Raw genomic sequence first — 23,250 nt, 5'->3', positions numbered from 1 at the left:
AAATGAGTCATTTTACAGTTGCGGTGATTACAGAGTCATTGGACAAAGTTGAGGATTTGTTGGCTCCTTATCAAGAAAACAACATGGGAGATTGTCCGAAAGAGTACCTAGAATTTTATGATGTTGAAGAAGAGTACCGCAAGATTTATGAAAATGAGTCTTCAGTACGAATTCAATTAGAAGACGGGCGTATTGTATCGCCATATGATAAGGTATTCAGAAAAGTAACTCCAAGTGGCAGTGTAATCGGATATGAAGTACCTGATCACTTAAAACGAGTTCAAATTCGGCATACGGAAGTGTATCCTTCTTTTGATGATTTCATGGTCGAATACGGAGGATACACATCACGTGATGAAGAAACAGGAAAGTACGGTTACTGGGAGAATCCTAATGCTAAATGGGACTGGTATTCCATTGGTGGCAGATGGTCAGGTTCACTTTTGCTGAAGTCGGGAGAACGAGCGGATGCTGCTCAAATTAAGGATATCTTCTTTATTGAGCAAACCGATCATGAGGGCCTCACCGTAGAGGTTGAGGGGTATCAAGTACCAGCATCTCTTGCACCAAAATTCGAAATTATGGTGGCTGAGGCAACTAAAGCTTGGGAAGAAATGCTGGCTGGAAAAAGCCTTTACCGTCCGGAATATATCTTTGAAAGATACGGAGATAAGCAATCTTATATTCGTGAAATGTTGAGTTTTTCAACCTACGCGGTGATTACACCGGATGGAGAGTGGCATGCCAAAGGGGATATGGGATGGTTTGGTATGGGTTCTGAAACGCCAGAAGAAGCGCGCAATTTCAACAAGTCATACTATGAAACGTTTATTAAATCCTCTAATCCTAACCACTATCTGGTCGTAGTGGATTGCCACATTTAATTACTGATACATTGATGTTCTCCTTCCGTTTGGTTACAATGAGCTTAACAATACCGAGCGGAAGGAGGATCGTCATGAACAAGGAGGAAAAGTCAGTGGAGAACACGGGCAACGTTGCTAAGAAAAGTGCACCTATTCCGAAAGATGTCACTGTATTAGGACCAGGCTATGAGTGGTGGTTTGAAAATACTGAGGACGATGTTTATGACGAGAAGTATCGGGACTAGGTATTGTCGTGGAGATATTTGGGTGGCTAAGTTTTCGTACTATGAAGATCCAACTCAATATAAAATGAGACCTGTAGTTATCATTTCAAACGATATGCTAAATGAATCGGACGATGTTATTATTTTAGCGCCGATCACCAGTGCGCGTCCTCGAAATGATTATGATGTTGTTATAGATTATTGGGAAGACGCTGGCTTGGATCGCGCTTCGTGTATTCGTGTTTCTAAGCTAACTTCTTTTCATAAGACATTTTTAAAAGTGAAGATAGGTACATTGCAATCCACTGATTTAGAAAGTGTATTGCATGTAGCAAGTTCAATGTTTGTTTGACTGTATAATTTAAAAAAGACGAACGATTTCCTTCGGGGAATTTGTTCGTCTTTTTTTCTTTTTATTTTATTAAGCAGGCCAAAAATGAGGAGAGTGTATTAAATGACTACAGGAGTAATTGAGAAGTTGACAGAGGAAAAAGCAATCGAGTTAGCACTGGAAATAGAACGTACTGAAGCAGCGCTGAAGAAAATGAAAGAAAATTTAAAGGCTTATGTTGATGATAATGGGCCGCTTCATGCAGGAGACAAAGTTTGGGGATACAGCATTTCGACTTCTTGGCAGTTTGGAGCCGATAGTTTGAAGGAACTGGCCGTAGCGATTACAGCAGAGGGAAAGAATGCTTGGGAGTTCCTGAGTCTTCCGGCTACTTCCATTAAGAAGCTCGGTTGGGAAGAAGCTGCGTTGTCTCAATATGGCACGCTGAAAGAAACGAAGCGTTTCGATTCGAGAAAAGTCTAATTGCATCTTTAGTTCTCAGAGTAAATTATGGTTCGAGATAGTTATAAATAATTTCGCCTCTCGCCCGGCGTTAAACGGCGGTGTTTATTTCCGACACCGCCGTAAGGCGGCTCGGGGTAAACGGGAAGGAGTAAAAATGAAAGATTTTATGGTGATGGAATCTCAGTTAAATGCTTTGCCACCTAGAAGACGCAAACAGGCTGAGAAGTTGCTTGAACTGATTCGAAAAGTAATGGAGGGGGAGAAAGATCACTATATCCATACACCAGCCGATGTTTTTCAGGCTGTGGCTACCGATTTAGTTGGATTAGATAAGGAACATTTTATGATCCTTATTTTAAATACAAAGAACCGAATTTTGTCTAAAGAGGTTATCTCTATCGGTACGTTAAATTCTGCAATCGTGCATCCTCGTGAAGTCTTTAAACCTGCAATCATTAAAGGAGCTGCATCCATTATTTGTGTGCATAATCACCCTTCAGGTGATCCTGCTCCTAGTTCTGAAGATAAGAAATTGACCGAAAGACTAATACAAGCTGGTGAAATAATTGGCATCGATGTCCTGGATCATGTTGTTATCGGAACGGAAGGATATGTTTCTTTAAAGGAGCAGGGCATGATATGACAGCCAAGGATCGCTTTTTAACTGAGCTTTTGAAGAGGGATGGTAAGGAACGGTGGGTAGCTGCGTTGTTGCTTGCTGCCCCTCCTGAAGTTTTGAGTACAGTTACGGTGAAAACTTTGCGCAAGGAAGGAAAGGCGGTTATGAATGCTTCTAATAGCTAATGAAATTCAGGGAGAAGGTGTTTGGCATAATGATTAGTATTTGCAAAATTTCTGCTCATGCCAATCCAGTTGACGCAGCCCAGCGAATCGCTAATGTAATTCTCAAGTGTGGCGTGATCGAACTGCAAGCCGTAGGAGATAACGCCATCAGTAAGGCTGTGAAAGCTGTAGCTATTGCTCAGAAATCAATTGTGCATAATGTGGACATGGTTTGTACTCCATCTTTTATGGTTTCAGATTCGAAGGGTGAGAAAGTCGCTGGAATGAAAATAGTCGTAGAGAATAGATAATTCAAAGATGAAAGCAGTTTTCCCTGGAATTGGAGAGCTGCTTTTTTCACATGAGAGGGGAATGGAGAATGAACAGCAGTATTGTTTCTTACCCTAACCGTGGTCCGTATGGAAGCAGCGAATCTCGAGGAAACTGCTCAGGACATTTAATCGCCGATTTGTTGGATTATTATCAGACAAAGCGCTTTGTTGAAGTTTTCGCCGGTGGGGGTACAGGAGCGGATGTGGCTAAATCTAAAGCTATCCGCTCAATTCACATCCACCTGTCGCACCTTACATAGGTGCGTGGATTGAAATTCCTATCTATTCAAAGAATTCTTTCCATTATAGGTCGTACCCTTTGCGGGTACGTGGATTGATATACTTCAGTAAATCGTGGAGAATTGTCGCTGGTCAAATAGGTGGCTTAAAACACTCTTTTTTTAATCAAAGCCCTACTGCACAAGGAATTATTATCCTCCCTGTGCAGTTAATCGGCTTGTTCAGCCGACCAAGATCAGAGATCAGTAGGTAGAGCTTAGAAAATCGTGTCAAGATATAGAATAATATTTGTTTGAGAAAAATTTGGAGGTGATCCAATGGTTTTAGCGAATATATGTATCATAGTCATATTGATTTCTATATGGAGGAGAAGGTAATGGATAGAATTCGAATTGAAATTTTGACAGTTAGTAAAGTTATTTGCAAAAACATTAACATGTTTGATGGTAGAAATAGAGGTTTTTTATCACAGAACATACTTTTCCCAACTTCGGAATTTCGTTGAATATACTTCATTATTAGCATATAGTAACGGGAAAGATATTGAAATTACATATGATAATATCAAAAAGGCAAATACTTATGTCAGTACAAAAGGCAACTTAAAGTTTTTAACTAAGTTCCATAAGTTGCTTCAAATAACAGCCTCTCACTATACTTTGGATGAAGAAAATTCAGAGAGACTAATGTTGAAGTATTATGAGTTTTTATTGAAAATGAAGGAATTTATCAAGACAACGTTCGATATTGAGGTGCTTGAGAATATAGATCAATTCCCTATTCGTATCGATCCTAATCTTAAAGAATATTATGAGAAAATTACCGAAAGGATAATTCAGCCAAGTTCAAGTAGCACTAGAAACTCTTACAATGATCGATATTATATTCAGAAAGTTAAGCCCATCTTCGTTGAGCACAGAGTGTACTATGAAGTAACATTTACAATAGCTAATGATAAAAGTAGCAAGCATGAGAGAATTATCGCCTTCACAAATGCTGACTTACTCCCCAATTATTCTGTGAGGCTTTCTGTTAGAAATGATACAATTAATATTTTGGGCAAGGAGATGCCTATCTTTATTATTGATGCTTGGGAAGTATCTATTCGACCATGTGAGTTCACTAATTTAGGGAGGATAATGGGATTCCCTTATAAATTTAGCGAAAACTCTAGCGGATATCGAGAGTTAATGAGGTCTTTAACCGTTAGCAAGTCAAATTTAGTAGATTTTGTAGAACTCGATGATGATTCATATGAATTAATTAAAAATCAAATAATTGAAAGAGCAAAATTAACAGTTGAGCCACTAATTTTTCGGGTATTGGACGATTGCCGTAATCTAATAAAGGAGAATAGGCCAGGAAGTAATGTAATAAGATATCTACTGTATAGAATGAACAACAAAGTTTTAAAGCAACAGTATAGTTCTTCCACTTGTCAGTATTTATCAAACTTGAATCTTAATTATAAATGTATCCCTTTTGATGAGATCCCCTTCAACACATCATTGGTAAATCACAATCCCAAAATTTACGATCTTTTTGATTGTATAGACGCATCTGGCAGAGAACATGAGTTGTTTGCAAGGTATATAAAAAATAATACAGAAATAAAAGGGCAATTATACACCTCTGTGAAAGAAATTCCCAATTCTGAAAAGGTTCCTGAGTTAATGAATTTATACAACCAAAAACTATATTATAAACATGCAAATCGAAAATTAGAGAACTATAAAAATAATATATATATAAAAGGGTATGAAGAAGATACGCTTCAAATCATTGATAGGCTCAAGAAACTATCTTCAACTGGCATTAAAAACTACTCGAACTCAGTTATCTCTTGGCTAAATTCATCTGCTTATCAGATTGACTGTGATGAAAAAAGGGCCGCATTACAACAAATGTTTGAAAACTCAAGGGTAGCATTAATCTATGGTTCTGCGGGAACAGGTAAATCTACTTTAATAAGTCATTTGTCTAGTTTTTTTGGTCATATGAACAAGTTATATTTAGCTAACACTAATCCAGCAGTAGATAATTTGAAGACGAAAGGTTAATGCTGCAAATAGTAGCTTTAAAACTGTGGCTAAGTTTCTATCTCATAAAAATATCGAAGTTGATTATGATGTGTTGATTATTGATGAGTCTAGTACGGTTAGTAACGATGATATGTTAAAGGTTTTAAATAAGGCTAAGTTTACGTTGTTAGTCTTGGTTGGGGATGTTTTTCAGATCGAGTCAATAATTTTTGGAAATTGGTTTAGCATTGCACGATCATTTCTTCCAACTTCCTCAGTATTTGAATTAAAGGAACCCTATCGAAGTAAGAATTCCAACCTGCTCGATTTATGGACTAAAGTAAGAAATTTAGACGAAGATATTTTGGAGCATATTACCAAAAATAATTATTCGGTTTCTTTAGATGCATCAATCTTTGAACATTTCGAAGACGATGAAATAATATTATGTCTTAACTATGACGGACTTTATGGAATAAACAATATTAATAGATTCTTGCAGCAAAGCAACCCAAATCCTCCTATTCAATGGGGAATTCAAACTTATAAAATTAATGACCCAATTCTATTTAATGAGTCAGAGAGGTTTGCGCCTATAATTTATAATAATCTGAAGGGCAGAATAGTAGGGATAGTGGTTTTTGATGACAAAATACAATTCGATATTGAACTCGATAGAGCAATTAATCAGTTAGAGGCAGAAGGATTTAATTTTGAATTGATGGAGAACTCTGAAAATGGATATTCTGTAATCCGATTTTATGTCAACAAGTATAGAAATACTGACGAAGATGATGATTTATCCTCTGAGGCTGTGATTCCATTTCAGGTTGCTTATGCTGTTTCAATTCATAAAGCACAGGGGTTAGAGTATGACTCAGTCAAAGTCGTTATTACAAATGAGATTGAAGAAATGATCTCACATAATATCTTTTATACCGCGATAACCCGTGCGAAAAATAGGTTAAAAATATATTGGACGCCTGAGACAGAGAACAAGATATTAACTAGTTTGGAGAAAAAAACAAGTGTAAAAGACGTGGCTTTACTAACATCCAAATTGTAAGTATATAGTGGACTCTAGCATAAAGAGTTGTCAGATATGATTACATTATTCCAAGAAAGTAAGGATGTGATGGTGCGTTTTTTTGCCTCTTTACTTTCTTACAAGCCTTTACCTCCACAGCCTCCTAATTAATATGGAGCCCTCCATCACGACAATGTAGACCTAGTACATGAAGAGGAGTTCAATGCGAAAAATGTCTGAGCAGAGGGGATAAAGCTGCACATGAGGTATTGTCTAATATTAGGACAGTCGTGGTTGCCAGAAAGTAAGGAGTAAATGTGAATTTTCGCGACTTTTCATAGTAATCCACCGTTTCAGCTACGACTGAGACTTCTTCTGCTGTCAAAATCGATTGAAGGGTAAACTGGATCGTGATAGACTTTTTCATGGCGTTGTCACCTTTAGGTTGCGTTTGTAGGGGTACAATCATTTTATCGAGTTACGGGCTCTTTTTCTACCATTTAGTGGTTAATCATCAGGCGTGATACATTATAAAAGTAATAACTGTTATTGAGTTCAGCGGACTTTTTAGCGAACATATGATTGTATTTATGAAGGGCGAATGTTATAATAATTTTGTAATTATATGTACCTCTGTACTCCCTATTTTGCTGGAGACAAGAGCTTGTCGTCCCGAAAGGACAAGTAGTTTTATTACCTCCCCTGTAAGCTTCTATTTGGAAATTCCAGATATGAAGAGAGGAAAAATGCAGGACAATTTCACTTGATCCGTCACTTCCGTTTGCAGAAGACAAGGATTGAAAGACTACCGAAAGGCTCTGATAAAAGTTTTACTTTTGCGCATTCGCGTGCGTCTTTAGAAATTTTGATACTGTTACTAAAAGCCGATTTTTGTATGGATTTTCATGCAAATATCGGCTTTTTTATTTTTATTAAAAAAAAAGAGAGGATGAATGAACATGTTCAAGTTATTTAGAAAAGAGAATTCTATTCAAGCCGAGATCACTTCTTTTATACAACAAGAAAAATATCGGCGTAAAAAGGCGGATGAGTTTATTCTGATGCTCTCAGAAGCTATCTCATATGTTGCAGAAGAAGTGTGGGGGCTGCGAGATAAAGAACTGACTGTTGGCGACAATATTGTTTTTCAGTTAGAGGAAAAACGATTTTACCTCATGGAAGAGATAAACGACACAATACAAGAAGTTGAGAGGTTAAAAGGACAATCATACTGGAGAAGCGTGCAGGAAATCATGAATTACGCCAAAGACATGATCGAAGACATTAAGGAGCGAGATACGGGAAGAAATCGACTCGTAACCGAAATGGCTAGTCTGACTCAACAGATGAAAAATAGCCTCATTATCTCTGACTTAAATGTGAAAGTATTTCGGGTGTAGGCTGTTAACCAGTTTAAATGTTAAGCAAAGGCTGGTTCCTTACTTTTAGGAATTGGTCTTTTTTTATTAAAAATGAGGAGGTTTTTCTTATGAATGCCATTTTAAAGGATGTAGTTGCTGTACCATCCAGTAAAGACAACGCGATTGGATTTTTAACCTGGAATTCTCTATCCAACATGCTGATTACCCCGGACGACCTAAAACAAAAGCTTGTTGATTCCGGATTAGGGGCTGGTTGGATGCCGAAGGATATCCGGCTCCCGGATGCCTTTAGAAGAGCCACAAGTGAAAAATTCAAAAGAGAAGTGTCACCAGGAGTTTATGAAAACTATATGTTCCGCGAGGTGGCTTCTACCAGCGCTTTCGTACAACGAAACCTAGTTTGCGAAACCAAGGATACAAAAGGTAGAAGATTAAAATATGTTCCAGACGTAGGAGCGCTGGTATTAGATCGAAAAACGGAGACAGTAGAGACCAGCTATATTTCATCAATGGCGCAGCAACTAGTTAATAATGCTGCGTTGCAGTTTGAAATTTATCGAAACAATTATGGTTCTACTACACTACGTACGTTGATTACCAACGTCTTAAAAAGTATGTCACCTACACCGGTTAGACCATCAGGTGGTGTTTACTTCATACCGGCACAGTTTGAGAGCAACTTGGATGCATTGGTCAAATTCGTATCATCTCTTGAAAAAGGAGAAGCGGAGAAGGTTCCTGTAATGAACACCATGGATATGAAAAACATGGTGACACGCAAGCTGTTAGATCATCTCCGTGACACTCTCGCTGCATGCGAAGAAAGCACGGAAAGACAGCTGACCAAAGGCCAGATGAAAGAGTTGATAGAAAACGCTCGGTCGGTGGCAAACGATTTTGCGCAGTATCGCGAAATTGCCACCGGCGATCTGGAGGAAATGGAACGTCTGGTGTCGGCGCTTCGCATGAAAGTGGGTGAAGCGCTAGTGAATATGGCCGTGTAATTCTCCAGAAAGGAGAAGAAAAGAAATGAATGCCGAAACTGAGCATAGAAAGTTTGTTGAACTGCTTGAAGAGGGAGATGGAAAGCTTGTGATTTCCAAACATGCGCTTCACAGACAAATTGAGCGCGGCATCTCCGAAATAGACATACGAAACGCCGTCTTGAACGGATGGCCGATTGAGAGGCGTCAGGACGGTGCGGATGTTACCATCGTTCTGATGTATTTTCTTAAAATCGGAAAAGGGCAATACCGTCCGCTCCATGTCGTATGCGTTTTTAATGTTGTCCATCCAGAATCGTGGACGGTGAAAACGACATACGACCCCCGAAGCGGGGAGTGGAGAGACAACTTCCAAAGAAGAAAATAATTTTTGTAATGCAAAAATTTATCTGAACGGATATAATAAAGGGTAAAGGGGTGTGATCGTCATGTCCAAAGTCGGACGACCCAAGGCTGATCATCCGCGCAACTTTACCTTTCCAGCCGTTCGGGTGAACAGGGAGGAAAACCGTATGTTTAAGCTTAAAGCGGGAATATTTGCGAACGGCAGCTTGGCGAAGTTTTCGCGCATGGCCATGGAAGCGTACCGCGAGAAAATCCCGGAAACGATTGAACTGGCCGGACGAACTGGTCATCTCCGGTATGGATCGGAAGTTTACACTGTGGAGGTCGGGAATGAAATCTACACAGTGACGGTTACGAACATACCGGAATACATGTTTGACGATGGCGAAACGGTGTCAGATTTGATGCTCCGCGCGAGCATCGAAGAAGAAGTGAATGAAATGGTTTTGGAATGCATCCAGAATCGTCGTCCGGTGCCTGAAGCCATCGATCTGCTTGAATGGATCGGGTTGCCAGTCACGGTGTAAAAACAAAAACACTATTAAAAGCCATGAGTTTCCCTTGCGGGATTCGTGGCTTTTATTTTTTCGGAGGTTGAATGTGGAGTTGACGTGGGCATCTTGGACTTCCTGCGATTGACCCCACATTATAAAAATAAAGAGCTGATGACTTCTTCATAAGAAGCGTTGGCTCTTTTTATTTTATCTAAAAATGTGGAGGTAGCTAAAAAATGAAAATCAAGGATATCCAGAATGCATTAAATAGTCAATATTCTGAACGAGAAGAAGTGATTGAGGGGCTGATGGTGGCTATGATCGCCCGTCAGCATGCTTTGTTGATCGGGCCGCCCGGAACAGGAAAGAGCGCCCTTGTAAGTGATCTAACTAAGCGGATTACAGGCGCGAATTACTTCCAATGGCTGCTGACACGTTTTAGTACACCAGAGGAGTTATTCGGACCTGTCTCGTTGAAAGAACTGGAACAAGGCGTGTACAAGCGGAATACGACGGGAAAGCTGCCGGAAGCACACACCTCATTTCTTGATGAAATATTCAAGGCTAACAGTGCAATTTTGAATGCCTTGCTGACTCTCATCAATGAACGAGTGTTCTACAACGATGGCAGTCCGGCACAGGTTCCCTTAATGTCCTTGATCGGTAGTTCAAATGAATATCCAGAAGAAGGTGAGGGACTAGAAGCCTTGTTTGACCGCTTCTTGCTGAGATATGAAGTGGACTACATCGGCGAAGATCAGTCCTTTGTTTCCATGTTGAAAGGTTCTGCACCATCTCCAGCCGATATGAGCATAGATGAATTATTTGAACTCCAGTTCTTTAGTGATACAGTCACTATTCCTGATGAGGTATTTGATGCACTAAGCAAGATCAGAAGGGAACTGATGGATGAAGGCATTCGTCCTTCTGATCGCCGATTCAAGCAAGTTCTTTCAGTAATTCGTGCTAAGGCTGTGTTAGCCGGAAGAGATCACGCAGAACTTGAAGACCTCATGATTCTCAAGCATAGTCTGTGGGAAAAGCCGGAGCAGCGTGATAAGGTCGCAAAGATCGTTCGCAATCATGCTCAGGATGCGGTGAAGACACGTGTGGAAGAGATTAAAACTGAAGCTGCTGATATCTTGAAGAGTCTTGAACAGTCTAACAACTCAACGGATGTGGCTGTAGAAAGCACGAAGAAGCTTAAAAGCTTAGTCATCGAACTTAAAAAGCTTCAAAAGGATAATCCGAACCGACCAGAAGTCGAGCAAGCTATTGCTCTTGTTCAAAAGTCATTGACGGATATCGCATCTCAAGTGTTGGGGGTGTAGGAGATGAAGGAGCAAAAAGGTTCTGTTTTAAACACAGATTCATATGATCGGAGACGCTTCGGGCAGATTTTAGAGATGTCCAAGAAGCTCAGAGAGGTTAGTAAAGAGGGAAGTAAATTATTTCCCTCTTTCCAACCTTTAATGGGTGACATGTGGGCAGGCCTTTTTAAAATGAAGCCTGAATTGCTGGAAGAGGTTCCTGAAGGGCTAGAGATGAATCATCAGCTTATGGAACGGGTGATGTCAGACGAAAGCTATCAGGAGTTTCGTGAGTTTACTCGACTGGATGACCTAGCTGCTGCTCTTGGAACAACGAAATATAGTGAGACGGTTCTTGGATGGGTTAAAGAACAAGCGCAAAAGGATCAGGACTTGGCGAATGCGTTGCAAAACTTTATGAAGGGAAAGCCAGGCGCCTCACAGGAAGCGTCAGAGGCATTATCTTCAGCCTTGAATCAGAACGGCAACGAACTATCTAAGATGCTGGCAAAGGCTGCACAAGAAGCAACAGAAGCCAAGGAGAATGTAAAATCTCTTTTGGGGGGTATGCAGGCAGGAAGTGGCGATAGTGAACTGAAAAAGGTTCCGTTGAAAGATCAACTCATCCTAGCTGAAAGGTTGAGCCACGATAGAAAGATGAAGGACATTGCAAGGTGGGCTGGTCGTATGAAAGTGATTGCTAATCGGAAGCAGCGTTCGAAGCATAAGGATGCTATTAACCGTAATGGGATTAAGCAGGGAAATGATATGGAACAACTACTTCCGATGGAACTTGGGAGCTACGCCAGCCCTATGACGAAAATAGATTTCCTACGCCGTTATGTTGAGGGTCAAACGCTTCAGTATGATACAAAGGGGCCTGAACAGCTAGGCAAGGGGCCAATCATCCTGTGCCTAGATCAATCCGGAAGCATGAGTGGACAAGACACCATCTCCAAAGGATTTGCTCTTGCCTTGATGAGTATTGCCCGTAAGCAGCGAAGAGACTTTGCATGGATTCCGTTTTCTTCACATGCAGATACTCCGTTGATCTATGAGCGTGGGAAAATAACAGTTCAGGATATGATTCAGTTGGCCACTATTTTTTTGGGTGGGGGAACAAGCTTTGAACCTCCACTTAGGGCAGCAAGTCAAATCATTAAACAGAGCCGCTTTAATAAAGCGGATATTGTGTTTGTGACAGACGGAGAGTCTCATGTGAGTGAGCATTTCCTACAGACATGGAATGAACTGAAGGATAAAAAGGGTTTTTCAGTCTTATCTCTTTTGCTAGGCAGGGAATCTATCCAAGGGGTAGAAGACTTCTCGGATCGGATTGTTACAGCTTCTTCGTTTGAAGATGAATCAGTGCATCAGGTATTTGAAATATGAGATGAGCAGGGCATATTATATCTGTCCTCAGCCTGTTGAAAGTTTTTCAACAGGCTGACCCGACAATAGTCGGGTTTTATTTTTGACCATCAAGCCTTTTGATTAACTCGAATTATTATTTTTGAGTCGACATTGAAACCGCCGCGTGATACCTAATTGAGAATTATCTATTCGACATAGGACAAGGTGACCATTTACGAGGAAGATCAGCCTTTGATTATGGACGTTGACGGTGGGTAATGATAATGTTTAGTAAGTTAATTTTAATATCGTGATCCCAAGGGGAAGGAGAAGCCAATTATTGAGATAGCTTCTCCTTTGCTATTAACTTGCAGGCTTTTGTTTTTTCCTTCTAGTAATATCTGCTTTCAGTTCTTCAATAACGTCTGAAACTGACAGATTATAGCTCCTGATTGCATAATCGACCGCAAGAATCAATTCCTCGTATGTCCACATAACGACTTTCTTTCTGTACCTTCCAGCAAGATCTTGGAGTACGGCGACAAAACCCTGTTCTAGTTCACCTGCTACGACAATCCCTAGAACATTGACAGTAGTATCCTTACATTTATACACGAATTGTTGAAGCATTTCATATGCTTTTTTGTCTGTGGGTTTTATCGGCTTCTTCTCATAACTCTTGGCTATACCTACAAATACGGCATCGTCCATATCAAGCATTTTTATAGTAAAGCTGATATCGCCAAATTCTTGGCCATGATGCGGATGTAATTTATGATCAGTAAAAGTTACAAATGGTTTCATGATGCAGCGGACACTTTTTTCATGCTGACAGGCTTGACAAGCATCCACACTATGATACGAACATTTTTCAGTAATCAGACTTAGTACTTCATGCAGTTCTTCACGGGGTTTCGGGGTTATTCTTCGATCCCAGACCGATTTAAACTGTTCGAGTTCTCTTACTTTGAACATAACTTTGGATGCGATTCTGGAAGAATAGTGAACAACATTGTTTTGAAGATAGAAAGACTCTTCTTCATGCGAGAAGGCGACATCTGGAAAATACTTACTAATGATCTTCTCGGTAAGTTCGACTAATGCTGATTTGGGATTGATCATAGCCCCATCGTACCAGGAATCAATTCTAACCTTATGATCCATAAGGCAACGAACATTATCTTGCTGGAGCTCAGTGTAACAGAATGAGCATACGACCTTCGGAGCTTGTCCCTTCTTCACAGAAATCGTTAACAAATCGGTGTTTCCGCAGTGATTGCAGTTGATATCCGTATAGTGGTCGCAACTTTCGCAATAAGGATAAAACCGGGCAATAGTGTGCTTCTTCAATGAAGTTACAATTTTATGGACATTTAAGTCATGCAATTTGAAACTTTCAATTTTCTTGACCTTACAGGTAACAACTGCCTTTATGACCTCTAAGATTACTTTTCTCTCGTCATTTGTAGTAGTGAAAGTAACAAGATCGGGATCTACATCGAGACCAAACGACTCGAATTTTTCATCGATCTCACCATTGTCATGTACGGAGTTAATGTAATTCATGATTTGTTCAATTCGCCAGATTCCCCAACGTCTCATCTCAGAGGCTTTAAGCTGACGAGTAAGGTAGATCTTCCCTTTGTCATTATTGACCCCAAGTGTTGAGAAGAAGTCGCCATCCTCATCGATGGCTTCTTGGTAAACTGAACTTGGCGAATCGTACCCGTCAAATTCAGTCAGTTGCCCTACTTTATTGCCCAGATCGCTATCAACTAAAGTAATTTTGCTTGGCTTACCCGAAGCAGGATCAGGGTTGTTCAAAGTGGTTCGTTTCATGAATTCTTTGCTAAACACACTGTCAACAATATTTTTTGTGATGTTCACTGGTGACACAAAGCAGTTAAAGGCTACTTGAATTGTTCTGGATATTATTCCAACTAGGGACTCAGTGGGAATACTGATACTTACAAAGCGTTGGTCGAAGTTGATCCATAAGAACCCGAATTTCAGTTCGTAAATAAATTCAGACTGTTCGGTTTCAGGACTTATATAGTTATATCTCTCTTGATATTGTAATGCGATTTCTAAGGTTTCATGGTTGACAACAGTTTGGTCGATTGCGATTAGACCAAAAACATTATCCTTGGGATATATGACGGGTTTGAGCAACTCATTCATTTTGGTTACGCCAGCATCATTCTTATGACCGGATATAAACGATGCCGAGTTCACTTGGGGGTCATGTGGACGTAACATAAATAGCCGGAAATTTGGTCTACGGCTATATCTGTTTTCTTCAAAACAGGTTTCAATGTCTGATTCAGTTATTTCTGGAGAGATAGCGATGATTTCCACAAGCTTTTGTTTGTCTAATCGCTCAAAAGCAGCTTTCAAATCATGCTTGACTTCACGCTTGACAACTGTGCGATAACGATTGATTAAATCTTTTTCATCTACCTTTGAATATAGCAGATGACGAATTACTCCGTTTTGCACATGAAGTAATTTGTCAGCATGTTTTTCTGACATAGAGACCCCCCTAAAACAAACTCGAAATATTAAGACTATTGTAGCATATTTCTTTATGTGCAGAGAGTGGTGTTGGATTAGGGTGGATAAGCCCAATTTATATTTTATTTTATTGTTGAAAAAAGATCCTGATTGGTATATGACAGGGGCACATTTTCTACGGTCATCTCTAGTATTTGGTTCTTTAGAAGGATATCGACAAGCGTTAGCAGAATTATGTAAGAGCCCTGTGTATAAGGGGTATGTATGAATAGCAAAAAGGAGGCCTCGTACTTGTCCTATCAATCGGAAGCCCAACTGGAGAAAAATTTAATCGAGCAACTTGTTCGTCAAGGCTACGAACGAGTAACCATAAATGATTACGATTCACTTCTCGAAAACTTTAAACAGCAACTGAATAGGTTCAACGCGAAGAAGTTGAACGGTCAGCCACTGACCGATGCTGAGTTCAGCCGCTTTTTGACTCAGGTTGACAGTAAGAGTATTTTTGATTCTGCAAAAATTCTCAGGGATAAGCAAGTGTTCCAACGCGATGATGGAACCGAGATTTACCTTGAGTTGATGAATACTCGAGAGTGGTGTAAAAACTTCTTTCAAGTCACCAATCAGACAACTGTCGAAGGAACTTATAAAAACCGGTATGATGTAACAATCCTCATTAACGGACTACCCGTGGTTCAGATCGAGCTAAAGCGCCGCGGCTTAGATTTTAAAGAGGCGTTCAATCAGATCCAGAGGTATCGAAAGCACTCGTTCCGAGGGTTATATCGTTACCTGCAGATGTTTGTAGTCAGTAATGGGGTCGACACGAAGTATTTTGCTAACTCAGATGGTGACATCTTGTTTTCGCATACCTTCTTTTGGTCGGATGCAGAAAACAATCGCATCACTAATCTAAGTGATTTCGCAGCCAGCTTTTTGGAAAGATGTCACATCGCGAAGATGATCGCTCGATACATGGTATTGAATGAGACCGAGAAGCTGTTAATGGTTATGCGCCCCTACCAGGTTTATGCTGTTGAAGCACTTATTAAGCGGGCTTTAGAAACCAAGAACAACGGTTATATCTGGCACACCACTGGTAGCGGTAAGACGTTAACTTCATTTAAGGCGAGTCAGATTCTTGCTAATGAACCACACATCAAGAAGGTTTTCTTCCTCGTTGACCGCAAGGACTTGGACAGCCAAACCCTTGCTGAATTTAACAAGTTTGAACCCGGTTCAGTGGATATGACGGATGATACGGACAAACTGGTGGCACAAATTTCGGACTTAACTAAGCCGCTGATCGTTACTACGATTCAAAAGATGGCAAACGCTATTAAAAATCCACGTTATGAGCACATCATGAAACCGTATCAGCATGAACGGGTTGTCTTTATCATTGATGAATGTCACCGTAGTCAATTCGGTAAGATGCATACTTTGATCAATAAGCATTTCAAAGAAGCTCAGTACTTTGGTTTCACGGGGACACCTCTGTTCGAGGAGAATAAAAGTCAAGATGGTCGGGTAACTGCCGATATTTTCGAGAAGTGCTTACATACGTATTTGATTAAAGATGCTATTCATGATGGTAATGTCTTGGGGTTTTCGGTGGAGTATATCCAAACGGTTGATGTCTCGATTGATGAAAAGGATCAAACCCGTGTAAAAGGAATTTTAACCGATGAAGTTTGGATGCACGATGATCGTATCCGTATGATTGCCGAACATATCATCACCCACCATGATCGGAAGTCCCGCAGTAAGGGGTATACCGGTTTATTTACTGTGGACAGCATTCCGATGCTGGTTAAGTATTACGATACCTTTAAATCAATGTCTCATAACTTGAAGATTGCCGGTATCTTCACCTATGGGCAGAATGAAGATAGTGAGGGTGACGGACAAGACGAGCATTCGCGGGACAGTCTTGAACGTATCATTAAAGACTACAATGTCATGTTCGGCACCAATTTCTCTACTGATAAGTATCAGGGGTATTTTGCTGATGTCTCCAGAAGAGTCAAGACTGCCCAAATCGATATTCTGTTGGTGGTCAACATTTTCTTAACAGGTTTCGACAGCAAGACCCTGAACATCCTCTACATGGATCGTTTTTTGAAGTATCATAATTTGATTCAAGCCTTCTCACGCACCAATCGAACGGAAAAAGCGACTAAACCCTATGGAAATATTGTCTGCTTCCGCAACTTGAAGGAAGATACCGATGAAGCGATCAAGTTGTTCTCGAAGACTGACAATATTGACGATGTCCTGATGAAGAGCTACGAAGAGTACCTTCAAATGTTTAGGGCAGCACTGTCAAAAGTAAAAGCCCTTGCCTTAACGCCAGCGGCAGTGGATGCGCTGAAGCAGGAAGAGGAAAAGCAGGAGTTTGTAGTCAGCTTCCGTGATCTTACTAAGTACTTGACTCGCCTCCAAACTTTCACCGAGTTTGAATTCGATCCAGTTAGGTTAGGTATTCATGAGCAGGAGTACCAGGACTACAGGAGTAAGTACCTCCGTATTTATGATGAAGTTAAGCGCGGAGGGGGGAAGGAATCGATTTTGGCTAATGTTGACTTCCTGATCGAGCTGATGCACACAGATCGGATCAATGTTAGTTACATCATGAATTTAATCAGGAGCATCGATTTCGATAATCAGGAAGATCGAGACAAGTCGATAAAGAACATTGAAGATGAGATTGATCGGGCTGACAATGAGCAACTCCGTCTCAAGGCGAATTTGTTGAAGGAGTTCTTACGTAAAGTCGTACCGACATTAACGAATGCCGATTCGGTGGACGATAGCTACAATGCGTTCGAACAAGAAGAACGTATGAAGGAAATTGAGGCATTCGCAGGTGAAGTGGGGTTGTCACCTGAAGAGGTCCAAGGTTTTGTTCAGGAGTATGAGTATGGTGGACTTGTTAATCAACAAGAGATTAGTGATGCAGTAAAGTTACCGTTCTTACAAAAAAGAGCGATGATCCAACGAATAATTGAGTTCATCACCGAGCATACCAAACGATACTCGTAGTGCTATTTATAAAAATAGCAGAAAAGGGATTGCCTTTTCTGCTGTTTTTTATTATGATGATCTTGTTGATATTGATGCTATTTGAAAAAATAGCAAGGGGGAGGGTTGGTTTGAATTTAGAACAATGTGCATCGGTGGTGCAAGGAGCATTTCTTTCTCGTATCCAAATATCACCATCACCGAAAGCAGTAAAGCTTTCGGTTTACACGATGAAAGAAATGAATGAGTGGTTAAGTCTTGATCCTACATCGGTAGAAAATCAACAAGATGTTCATGTAGAGCAAGCTCGTTTAAGTACTTTACCGCTTGCCAAAGAGGGATTAGTCTTAATCAGCTTAACCGGACAACGAGCAATGGCATTGCAGAAAGAGCATGTCGGTAAGTTGATTCCCTCTAACTTTGCCATTATTGAGCCTACAAACGAATTACATCCTGACTATCTGGAGTGGTTTATAAATGAACATCCAGATTGTCGCAAACAATTGAAGATCGCAACACAAGGTTCCAGCATCGCAGCTTTATCGATTCAAATGCTTAGGACTTTGGAAGTTATTTTGCCACCTATGGACGATCAAGTGAGAATTGGTAGTGTCCACAGATTATTACATCGAAAAAATCGTCTACTTCAGGAGAGAATCGCATGGGAACAGCAATATATCAAACAAATACTAATGGGGTATCTAAAGGAGGAGGTAAACAAATGACAACGACTGAGTTGCAGCGTTATCAACAAGGTGAATTACATAAGAAGCTTTGGGACATGGCAAATGACCTTCGGGGTCAACTTGAAGCTTACGAGTTCAAGGACTATATTCTCGGCTTGATCTTTTATCGTTTCTTGTCTGAAAAAACGGAGGATCGGGCAAACAAATTGCTCGAAGAAGATAACATTTCATATAAGGATGCTTGGAAAGATCAGGCTTATCGTGAAGGATTAAAGGATCAACTTATTCAGGAGATTGGTTATGTTATCGAACCTGACTATCTGTTTTCAAGCATGATTGAGGAAATAGGTAAGGGCGAGCAAGGAAAATTCGATATTGAGATGCTTCAAAATGCAGTTAATAAAGTAACTGATTCAACGTTGGGGGCAGAAAGCCAAGAAGAATTTCATAACCTTTTTGAAGATATGGACTTATCTTCGTCAAAATTAGGGCGTGATGTGAAGTCTCGTTCCAAAGTTATTGCTAAAGTAATGGTTAATATCAACAGCATACCTTTCTCACATGATGATGCGGATATTGACGTCTTGGGAGACGCTTACGAGTATTTAATCGGTCAGTTTGCAGCCCATGCGGGTAAAAAAGCTGGTGAATTCTACACTCCACCGCAAGTTTCAAAAATCATTGCCAAGATAGTAACACTAGGTAAGCAGAATATACGAAATGTTTATGACCCTACCTGTGGTTCGGGATCGTTGCTTTTGCGGGTTGCCAAGGAAGCGAAAGTACGGAAGTTTTATGGACAAGAGAAAACCTCGACTACGTATAACTTAGCTCGTATGAACATGCTTTTACATGATGTGTCCTATCATAACTTCGATATTCAGAATGCTGATAGTTTAGAGGAGCCGCGACATCTTGGTATGCGCTTCGAAGCTGTAGTAGCGAATCCCCCCTACTCTGCTAAATGGAGTGCGGATGAGAAGTTCCTGCAAGACGAGCGTTTCAGTGCTTATGGTAAGCTGGCTCCCAAGTCCAAAGCTGATTTCGCCTTTGTTCAACATATGATTCACCACCTTGACGATAATGGAACAATGGCAGTTGTCCTTCCTCATGGGGTATTGTTCCGCGGCGCGGCTGAAGGGGTTATTCGCAAATACTTGATTGAAGAGAAGAACTACTTGGATGCCGTGATCGGTTTGCCTGCCAACATCTTCTTTGGCACTTCAATTCCAACATGCATTTTGGTGTTCAAAAAATGCCGAGAAGCGAATGATAATATTCTGTTTATTGATGCTTCCAATGATTTCGAGAAAGGCAAGAACCAGAACCGCTTGCGTGACGAAGATGTTGAGAAGATTGTAGAAACCTATAAGACACGTCAAACCATCGAGAAGTATTCGTATGCCGCTAGTCTAGACGAAGTCAGATCCAATGACTATAACTTGAATATTCCTAGGTATGTCGATACTTTTGAGGAAGAAGAAGCGATAGATATTCAAGTGGTTCAAACTCGACTTAAGGAAATTGATGATGAACTTGACAAGATTGATTCGGAGCTTGAGAAGTATCTGAAGGAATTGGGGGTTAACTAAGTGTACCCAAGTCTTAGATTTAAAGGGTTTTCCGAGCAATGGATGCCTACCACTATTGGAGCTGTATCGAAATCTATTGATTACGGCTTAAACGTTGCTGCAACTGATTTTGACGGTGAAAATAAGTACATCAGGATTACTGATATAGATGAAGAAAGTCATCTTTATATTGAACAAAATAAAGTTTCTCCTGAAGGATCTATGACCGATGAATATTTGCTCAAAGAAGGAGACATTTTGTTAGCCAGGACTGGGGCAAGTACAGGAAAAAGTTATATGTACAGAAGTGAAGATGGGAAGATGTATTTTGCAGGTTTCCTTATACGTCTTCGGATTAAGGAGACAGTAGATCATCGATTTGTTTACTATCAAACTTGGAGATCTCACTACAATCGTTGGGTAAAATTGATGTCAATGAGGTCGGGGCAGCCAGGGATAAATGCCAGTGAATACTCAGGTTTTGAATTTTATATTCCCACAATTGATGAGCAAAGGAAGATTTCTTCGTTTTTCTCCCTCCTCGATCAAAAGATCGTGAAGCAAGAGGAGAAGATCAAACAGTTGGAGTTGTTCAAGAAAGGCATGCTCCAGAAGATTTTTTCGCAGGAGATTCGATTCAAAGATGAGAATGGGCAAGAGTTTCCTGAGTGGGGGACAGTGAAGCTTGGCGATCTCGGTGAAACATACGGAGGGTTAAGTGGTAAGACAAAAGATGATTTTGGTGATGGAGAATGTTCGTTTATAACCTATATGAATGTTTTCACGAATACCGTTGCCAAAATTGATGGTCTTGAGAAAGTATCAATTGGTGCTAATGAAAATCAACATAAAGTTCTAGCAGGGGACATTCTATTTACGACTTCTTCTGAAACACCCGAAGAGGTTGGTATGGCTTCAGTGTGGAGTCATGAAATTCCTAACGTCTATCTGAATAGCTTTTGTTTTGGGTTTAGGTTGTCAAAGCCTATAGATCCCATATTTCTAGCATATTTATTGCGATCTGGAGGTTATAGGAAACACATCACTATGTTGGCTCAAGGGTCGACTCGTTACAATTTATCGAAATCGAACCTGATGAAAATGGAACTATCTATTCCGGTGAATGAAGAGCAAAAGTTGATTAGAGATTTTTTTGTGAAACTTGATATTAAGTTAGCAAAAGAGATTGAAAAACTTGATCAATTAGAAACTTTGAAAAAAGGTTTAATGCAACAGATGATTGTTTGATGTCAAGATGAACGTGGAATAGCTCCTTCCGGCGGGGGGGGGGCTATTTCAGTTGTTCTGTTATTTTCGTTTCAAACACTAAACGGCAGGAAAAGTAAGTCGTGATCCGCATGACAACTGGGAAAGTTTTGAAGTGGTTTCGACATTTGGGACAATGAGAACGATATTAGGGTTGTCACTATCACTGACCCACAACAGTTCAATCACAATCCCCAATTACTTACAGGAATTTTGCATCTCTTGTATAATGGTCTTAATTGAAACAGCGGGGGTTGTTATTCATGAGCCAACATTATAATCGAGAAGCCGAACTGAAAGAACGCTTCAACCGATTCATCGCGGACAAAATAACCGGCAGTAACGACGATTACTATTCCAGGCTATCAGTTGAGGATTTCGAGGACATCAAGACCGCTCTGAAGGACATACATAACATCCTTACATATAAGACAACGATCCGTTTCATCGAATGGCTGAGCGACCGATTCCCTTATGTTAAGGAGAATTATCAGGTTTACTTGGATCAGGTGCTTAACACCAAGCCAAGCAATAATGGTTATGATCTAATGGTCATCGGAGATATAAAGATCGTAGCCGAGATCAAATGTAATAAACCGATCAATAACGGCTACGTATTTGGTTCCAACCAGAAAAGGGGTATCATTGATGATATTAAGGGGTTGCTTACAGGCAAAACCAAAATGAAGTCGCTTGATCCGACCGAAGCTTATAAATTTTTGGTGATCTATGACTTTGGCGACCATACTTTATCCGCCGCGCAGCACTTAATCAAGAATTTATCGGCTGAAATGAAGGATAGGGTAACGATTTACGAGGAAGGTCAGCCTTTGAAGTTGGATAAGGTTTATATCGTATTTATCAAATAGCACGTAAATGCCCTAATGAGGTAACTCTTTTCGAAGGTAATTGAGTTGGTAATCACAACGCTTCCTCAAATTTGCTTTTCCTTGGGGTATATCCAAAAAGCTTTGATCGGAGTTTATTTTTCTTCAGAAATTATTATACTTCATTAAGTCCTTCTTTAGTGATTAAAGTCCTTCTACTATAAGGAGGTGGGAGTTTTATGCAGACAAACGATGCAGTCTTTGCGAAAGAGTTTAGGGATATGATGAATGGTCGTAGAAGCATGGCACATTCCTTTAAGATTACGGATTTACCATTACCTCGATTGGATACCATGATTAACGGCATTCCTAAGGGTCGTATGGCTTTCATTAAAGGGGTAACGGAGATGTTTTTTGACCGTTTGAATGAGCAAGAAGTTCAGTTAGTCGGTCGGACGACTCTGAAGAAGCGTCAAGTTCTTTCGGATGGGTCATTTCGTCGGGATAGTTCGGGTAATTATGTTTACGATCAAATCCCGGTTAGTCATGATTGTGTAGCGGTGGTGAGTAAGATTTCGATTGGTTTGAGAAGGTTTGTGGATGGTAGGGAGCATAAGCCATCTGAGGGGTTTAAGTACGTGGATTACATTGATACCGGTTTCGGACGTAAGTACATCTATATTCTCCCGAGAAAACATGTTTACCGTCTAAACATGTGTGCTTTGATTTTGACTCCGAACAAGCGTAGGGTCTATTTCAAGGGTTGTAAGTTAGCCTTGCAAAATGGTAACTACGTGTATCTTTACGTGATTCCCTACACGTATAGGGAGAACCTTGATGTTCGAGTCCTTGGGGTAAAGTCCTCTTATAATTTCGATAAAGAGGTCACAGCAATATTGAATTACTGGGTGGAACAAGGGGTTATTTTCCATCCAAGTCTAACGGCTCTCGAAAGTCAAGTGAATGGGCAAACGAATCTTGGCATTATTGACCTAGAGGGAACCATTATTTATGATGAATATCGCCGTTATGGAGTATCAATGGCGGAAGAGCGAGAGGAAGAGTTTATGGAGTCTTTTGAGGAAGTTTGATTTTTCTATGGGGTTCGGGCAGGGGAATGAACCCCTGCTTTTTGTTTGAAAATCTATGGAGACATCCATACATCTTGATTCTGTTGTATTGGTT

The 23,250-nt window shown here is 40.3% G+C and carries 23 protein-coding genes; 22 read left to right on the top strand and 1 reads right to left on the bottom strand.

Annotated features, from left to right (window positions below; all coding sequences use genetic code 11):
* Window positions 1-2 precede the first annotated feature (2 nt).
* From ACL02P_RS11515 to ACL02P_RS11440, 16 genes are all read left to right on the top strand, one after another.
* Complete coding sequence (locus tag ACL02P_RS11515) at window positions 3-884, top strand: hypothetical protein (RefSeq protein ID WP_144870475.1); 882 nt, start codon at window positions 3-5, stop codon at window positions 882-884.
* A gap of 74 nt (window positions 885-958) precedes the next feature.
* The gene (locus ACL02P_RS11510) at window positions 959-1,111 is read left to right on the top strand and encodes a hypothetical protein (protein WP_009225497.1); all 153 of its coding nucleotides are present in this window, start codon (window positions 959-961) and stop codon (window positions 1,109-1,111) included.
* Window positions 1,053-1,442 carry a type II toxin-antitoxin system PemK/MazF family toxin gene (locus ACL02P_RS11505; RefSeq protein WP_412837284.1) on the top strand — a complete coding sequence of 130 codons (390 nt, stop codon included), beginning with the start codon at window positions 1,053-1,055 and terminating at the stop codon, window positions 1,440-1,442. Before ACL02P_RS11510 ends, ACL02P_RS11505 begins: the two co-directional genes overlap by 59 nt.
* 102 nt (window positions 1,443-1,544) lie before the next feature.
* Window positions 1,545-1,904 carry a hypothetical protein gene (locus ACL02P_RS11500; RefSeq protein ID WP_412837283.1) on the top strand — a complete coding sequence of 120 codons (360 nt, stop codon included), beginning with the start codon at window positions 1,545-1,547 and terminating at the stop codon, window positions 1,902-1,904.
* Between the two features lie 136 nt (window positions 1,905-2,040).
* Complete coding sequence (locus ACL02P_RS11495; RefSeq protein WP_009226417.1) at window positions 2,041-2,529, top strand: JAB domain-containing protein; 489 nt, start codon at window positions 2,041-2,043, stop codon at window positions 2,527-2,529.
* Entirely contained in the window at window positions 2,526-2,690 is a 165-nt protein-coding gene (locus ACL02P_RS11490) for a hypothetical protein (RefSeq protein ID WP_157273513.1), read from the top strand. The genes ACL02P_RS11495 and ACL02P_RS11490 overlap by 4 nt, the downstream gene beginning before the upstream one ends.
* Window positions 2,691-2,719: 29 nt before the next feature.
* Window positions 2,720-2,980 carry a stage V sporulation protein S gene (locus ACL02P_RS11485; protein ID WP_412837282.1) on the top strand — a complete coding sequence of 87 codons (261 nt, stop codon included), beginning with the start codon at window positions 2,720-2,722 and terminating at the stop codon, window positions 2,978-2,980.
* 68 nt (window positions 2,981-3,048) lie between these two features.
* Window positions 3,049-3,261 (top strand): hypothetical protein, encoded by a 213-nt coding sequence (locus ACL02P_RS11480; RefSeq protein ID WP_412837281.1) that lies wholly within the window; start codon window positions 3,049-3,051, stop codon window positions 3,259-3,261.
* Between the two features lie 423 nt (window positions 3,262-3,684).
* Window positions 3,685-5,301, top strand: a complete 1,617-nt coding sequence (locus ACL02P_RS11475) for a hypothetical protein (protein ID WP_412837280.1) — start codon at window positions 3,685-3,687, stop codon at window positions 5,299-5,301.
* A 25-nt stretch (window positions 5,302-5,326) separates the two neighbouring features.
* Entirely contained in the window at window positions 5,327-6,328 is a 1,002-nt protein-coding gene (locus ACL02P_RS11470) for an ATP-binding domain-containing protein (protein WP_412837279.1), read from the top strand.
* A 920-nt stretch (window positions 6,329-7,248) separates the two neighbouring features.
* A complete protein-coding gene (locus ACL02P_RS11465; protein WP_412837278.1) occupies window positions 7,249-7,689 on the top strand; it encodes a hypothetical protein in 441 nt (146 codons plus the stop codon).
* An 89-nt stretch (window positions 7,690-7,778) separates the two neighbouring features.
* Window positions 7,779-8,675, top strand: a complete 897-nt coding sequence (locus ACL02P_RS11460) for a DUF6744 family protein (RefSeq protein WP_412837277.1) — start codon at window positions 7,779-7,781, stop codon at window positions 8,673-8,675.
* Window positions 8,676-8,700: 25 nt separating this feature from the next.
* Window positions 8,701-9,042 (top strand): DUF4258 domain-containing protein, encoded by a 342-nt coding sequence (locus ACL02P_RS11455; protein WP_009225706.1) that lies wholly within the window; start codon window positions 8,701-8,703, stop codon window positions 9,040-9,042.
* Between the two features lie 145 nt (window positions 9,043-9,187).
* The gene (locus tag ACL02P_RS11450; RefSeq protein ID WP_412837276.1) at window positions 9,188-9,547 is read left to right on the top strand and encodes a hypothetical protein; all 360 of its coding nucleotides are present in this window, start codon (window positions 9,188-9,190) and stop codon (window positions 9,545-9,547) included.
* A 203-nt stretch (window positions 9,548-9,750) separates the two neighbouring features.
* The gene (locus tag ACL02P_RS11445) at window positions 9,751-10,845 is read left to right on the top strand and encodes an AAA family ATPase (RefSeq protein WP_412837275.1); all 1,095 of its coding nucleotides are present in this window, start codon (window positions 9,751-9,753) and stop codon (window positions 10,843-10,845) included.
* A gap of 3 nt (window positions 10,846-10,848) precedes the next feature.
* The gene (locus ACL02P_RS11440; RefSeq protein ID WP_412837274.1) at window positions 10,849-12,216 is read left to right on the top strand and encodes a VWA domain-containing protein; all 1,368 of its coding nucleotides are present in this window, start codon (window positions 10,849-10,851) and stop codon (window positions 12,214-12,216) included.
* A 324-nt stretch (window positions 12,217-12,540) separates the two neighbouring features.
* Here the strand turns inward: ACL02P_RS11440 and ACL02P_RS11435 are convergent, their stop codons facing one another.
* Complete coding sequence (locus tag ACL02P_RS11435; protein WP_412837273.1) at window positions 12,541-14,709, bottom strand: hypothetical protein; 2,169 nt, start codon at window positions 14,707-14,709, stop codon at window positions 12,541-12,543.
* A gap of 273 nt (window positions 14,710-14,982) precedes the next feature.
* Here ACL02P_RS11435 and ACL02P_RS11430 point away from each other — a divergent pair, with 273 nt between their 5' ends.
* The 6 genes from ACL02P_RS11430 (at window position 14,983) to ACL02P_RS11405 (ending at window position 23,156) form a co-directional block, all read left to right on the top strand.
* Complete coding sequence (locus ACL02P_RS11430; RefSeq protein WP_412837272.1) at window positions 14,983-17,736, top strand: type I restriction endonuclease subunit R; 2,754 nt, start codon at window positions 14,983-14,985, stop codon at window positions 17,734-17,736.
* A 110-nt stretch (window positions 17,737-17,846) separates the two neighbouring features.
* Window positions 17,847-18,440, top strand: a complete 594-nt coding sequence (locus ACL02P_RS11425; protein WP_412837271.1) for a restriction endonuclease subunit S — start codon at window positions 17,847-17,849, stop codon at window positions 18,438-18,440.
* A complete protein-coding gene (locus ACL02P_RS11420; protein WP_412837270.1) occupies window positions 18,437-19,993 on the top strand; it encodes a type I restriction-modification system subunit M in 1,557 nt (518 codons plus the stop codon). Before ACL02P_RS11425 ends, ACL02P_RS11420 begins: the two co-directional genes overlap by 4 nt.
* Window positions 19,994-21,220 (top strand): restriction endonuclease subunit S, encoded by a 1,227-nt coding sequence (locus ACL02P_RS11415; RefSeq protein WP_412837269.1) that lies wholly within the window; start codon window positions 19,994-19,996, stop codon window positions 21,218-21,220. It abuts the gene before it with no gap.
* 281 nt (window positions 21,221-21,501) lie between these two features.
* Entirely contained in the window at window positions 21,502-22,107 is a 606-nt protein-coding gene (locus tag ACL02P_RS11410; protein WP_412837268.1) for a hypothetical protein, read from the top strand.
* Window positions 22,108-22,304: 197 nt separating this feature from the next.
* On the top strand, window positions 22,305-23,156 hold the full coding sequence (locus tag ACL02P_RS11405) for a hypothetical protein (RefSeq protein ID WP_089550007.1): 852 nt from the start codon (window positions 22,305-22,307) through the stop codon (window positions 23,154-23,156).
* Window positions 23,157-23,250 lie beyond the last annotated feature (94 nt).

It is taken from the genome of Paenibacillus sp. MB22_1, from assembly GCF_047200555.1.
Classification (GTDB): domain Bacteria; phylum Bacillota; class Bacilli; order Paenibacillales; family Paenibacillaceae; genus Fontibacillus; species Fontibacillus phoenicis.
This window is presented reverse-complemented; position numbering and strand designations above follow the sequence as displayed.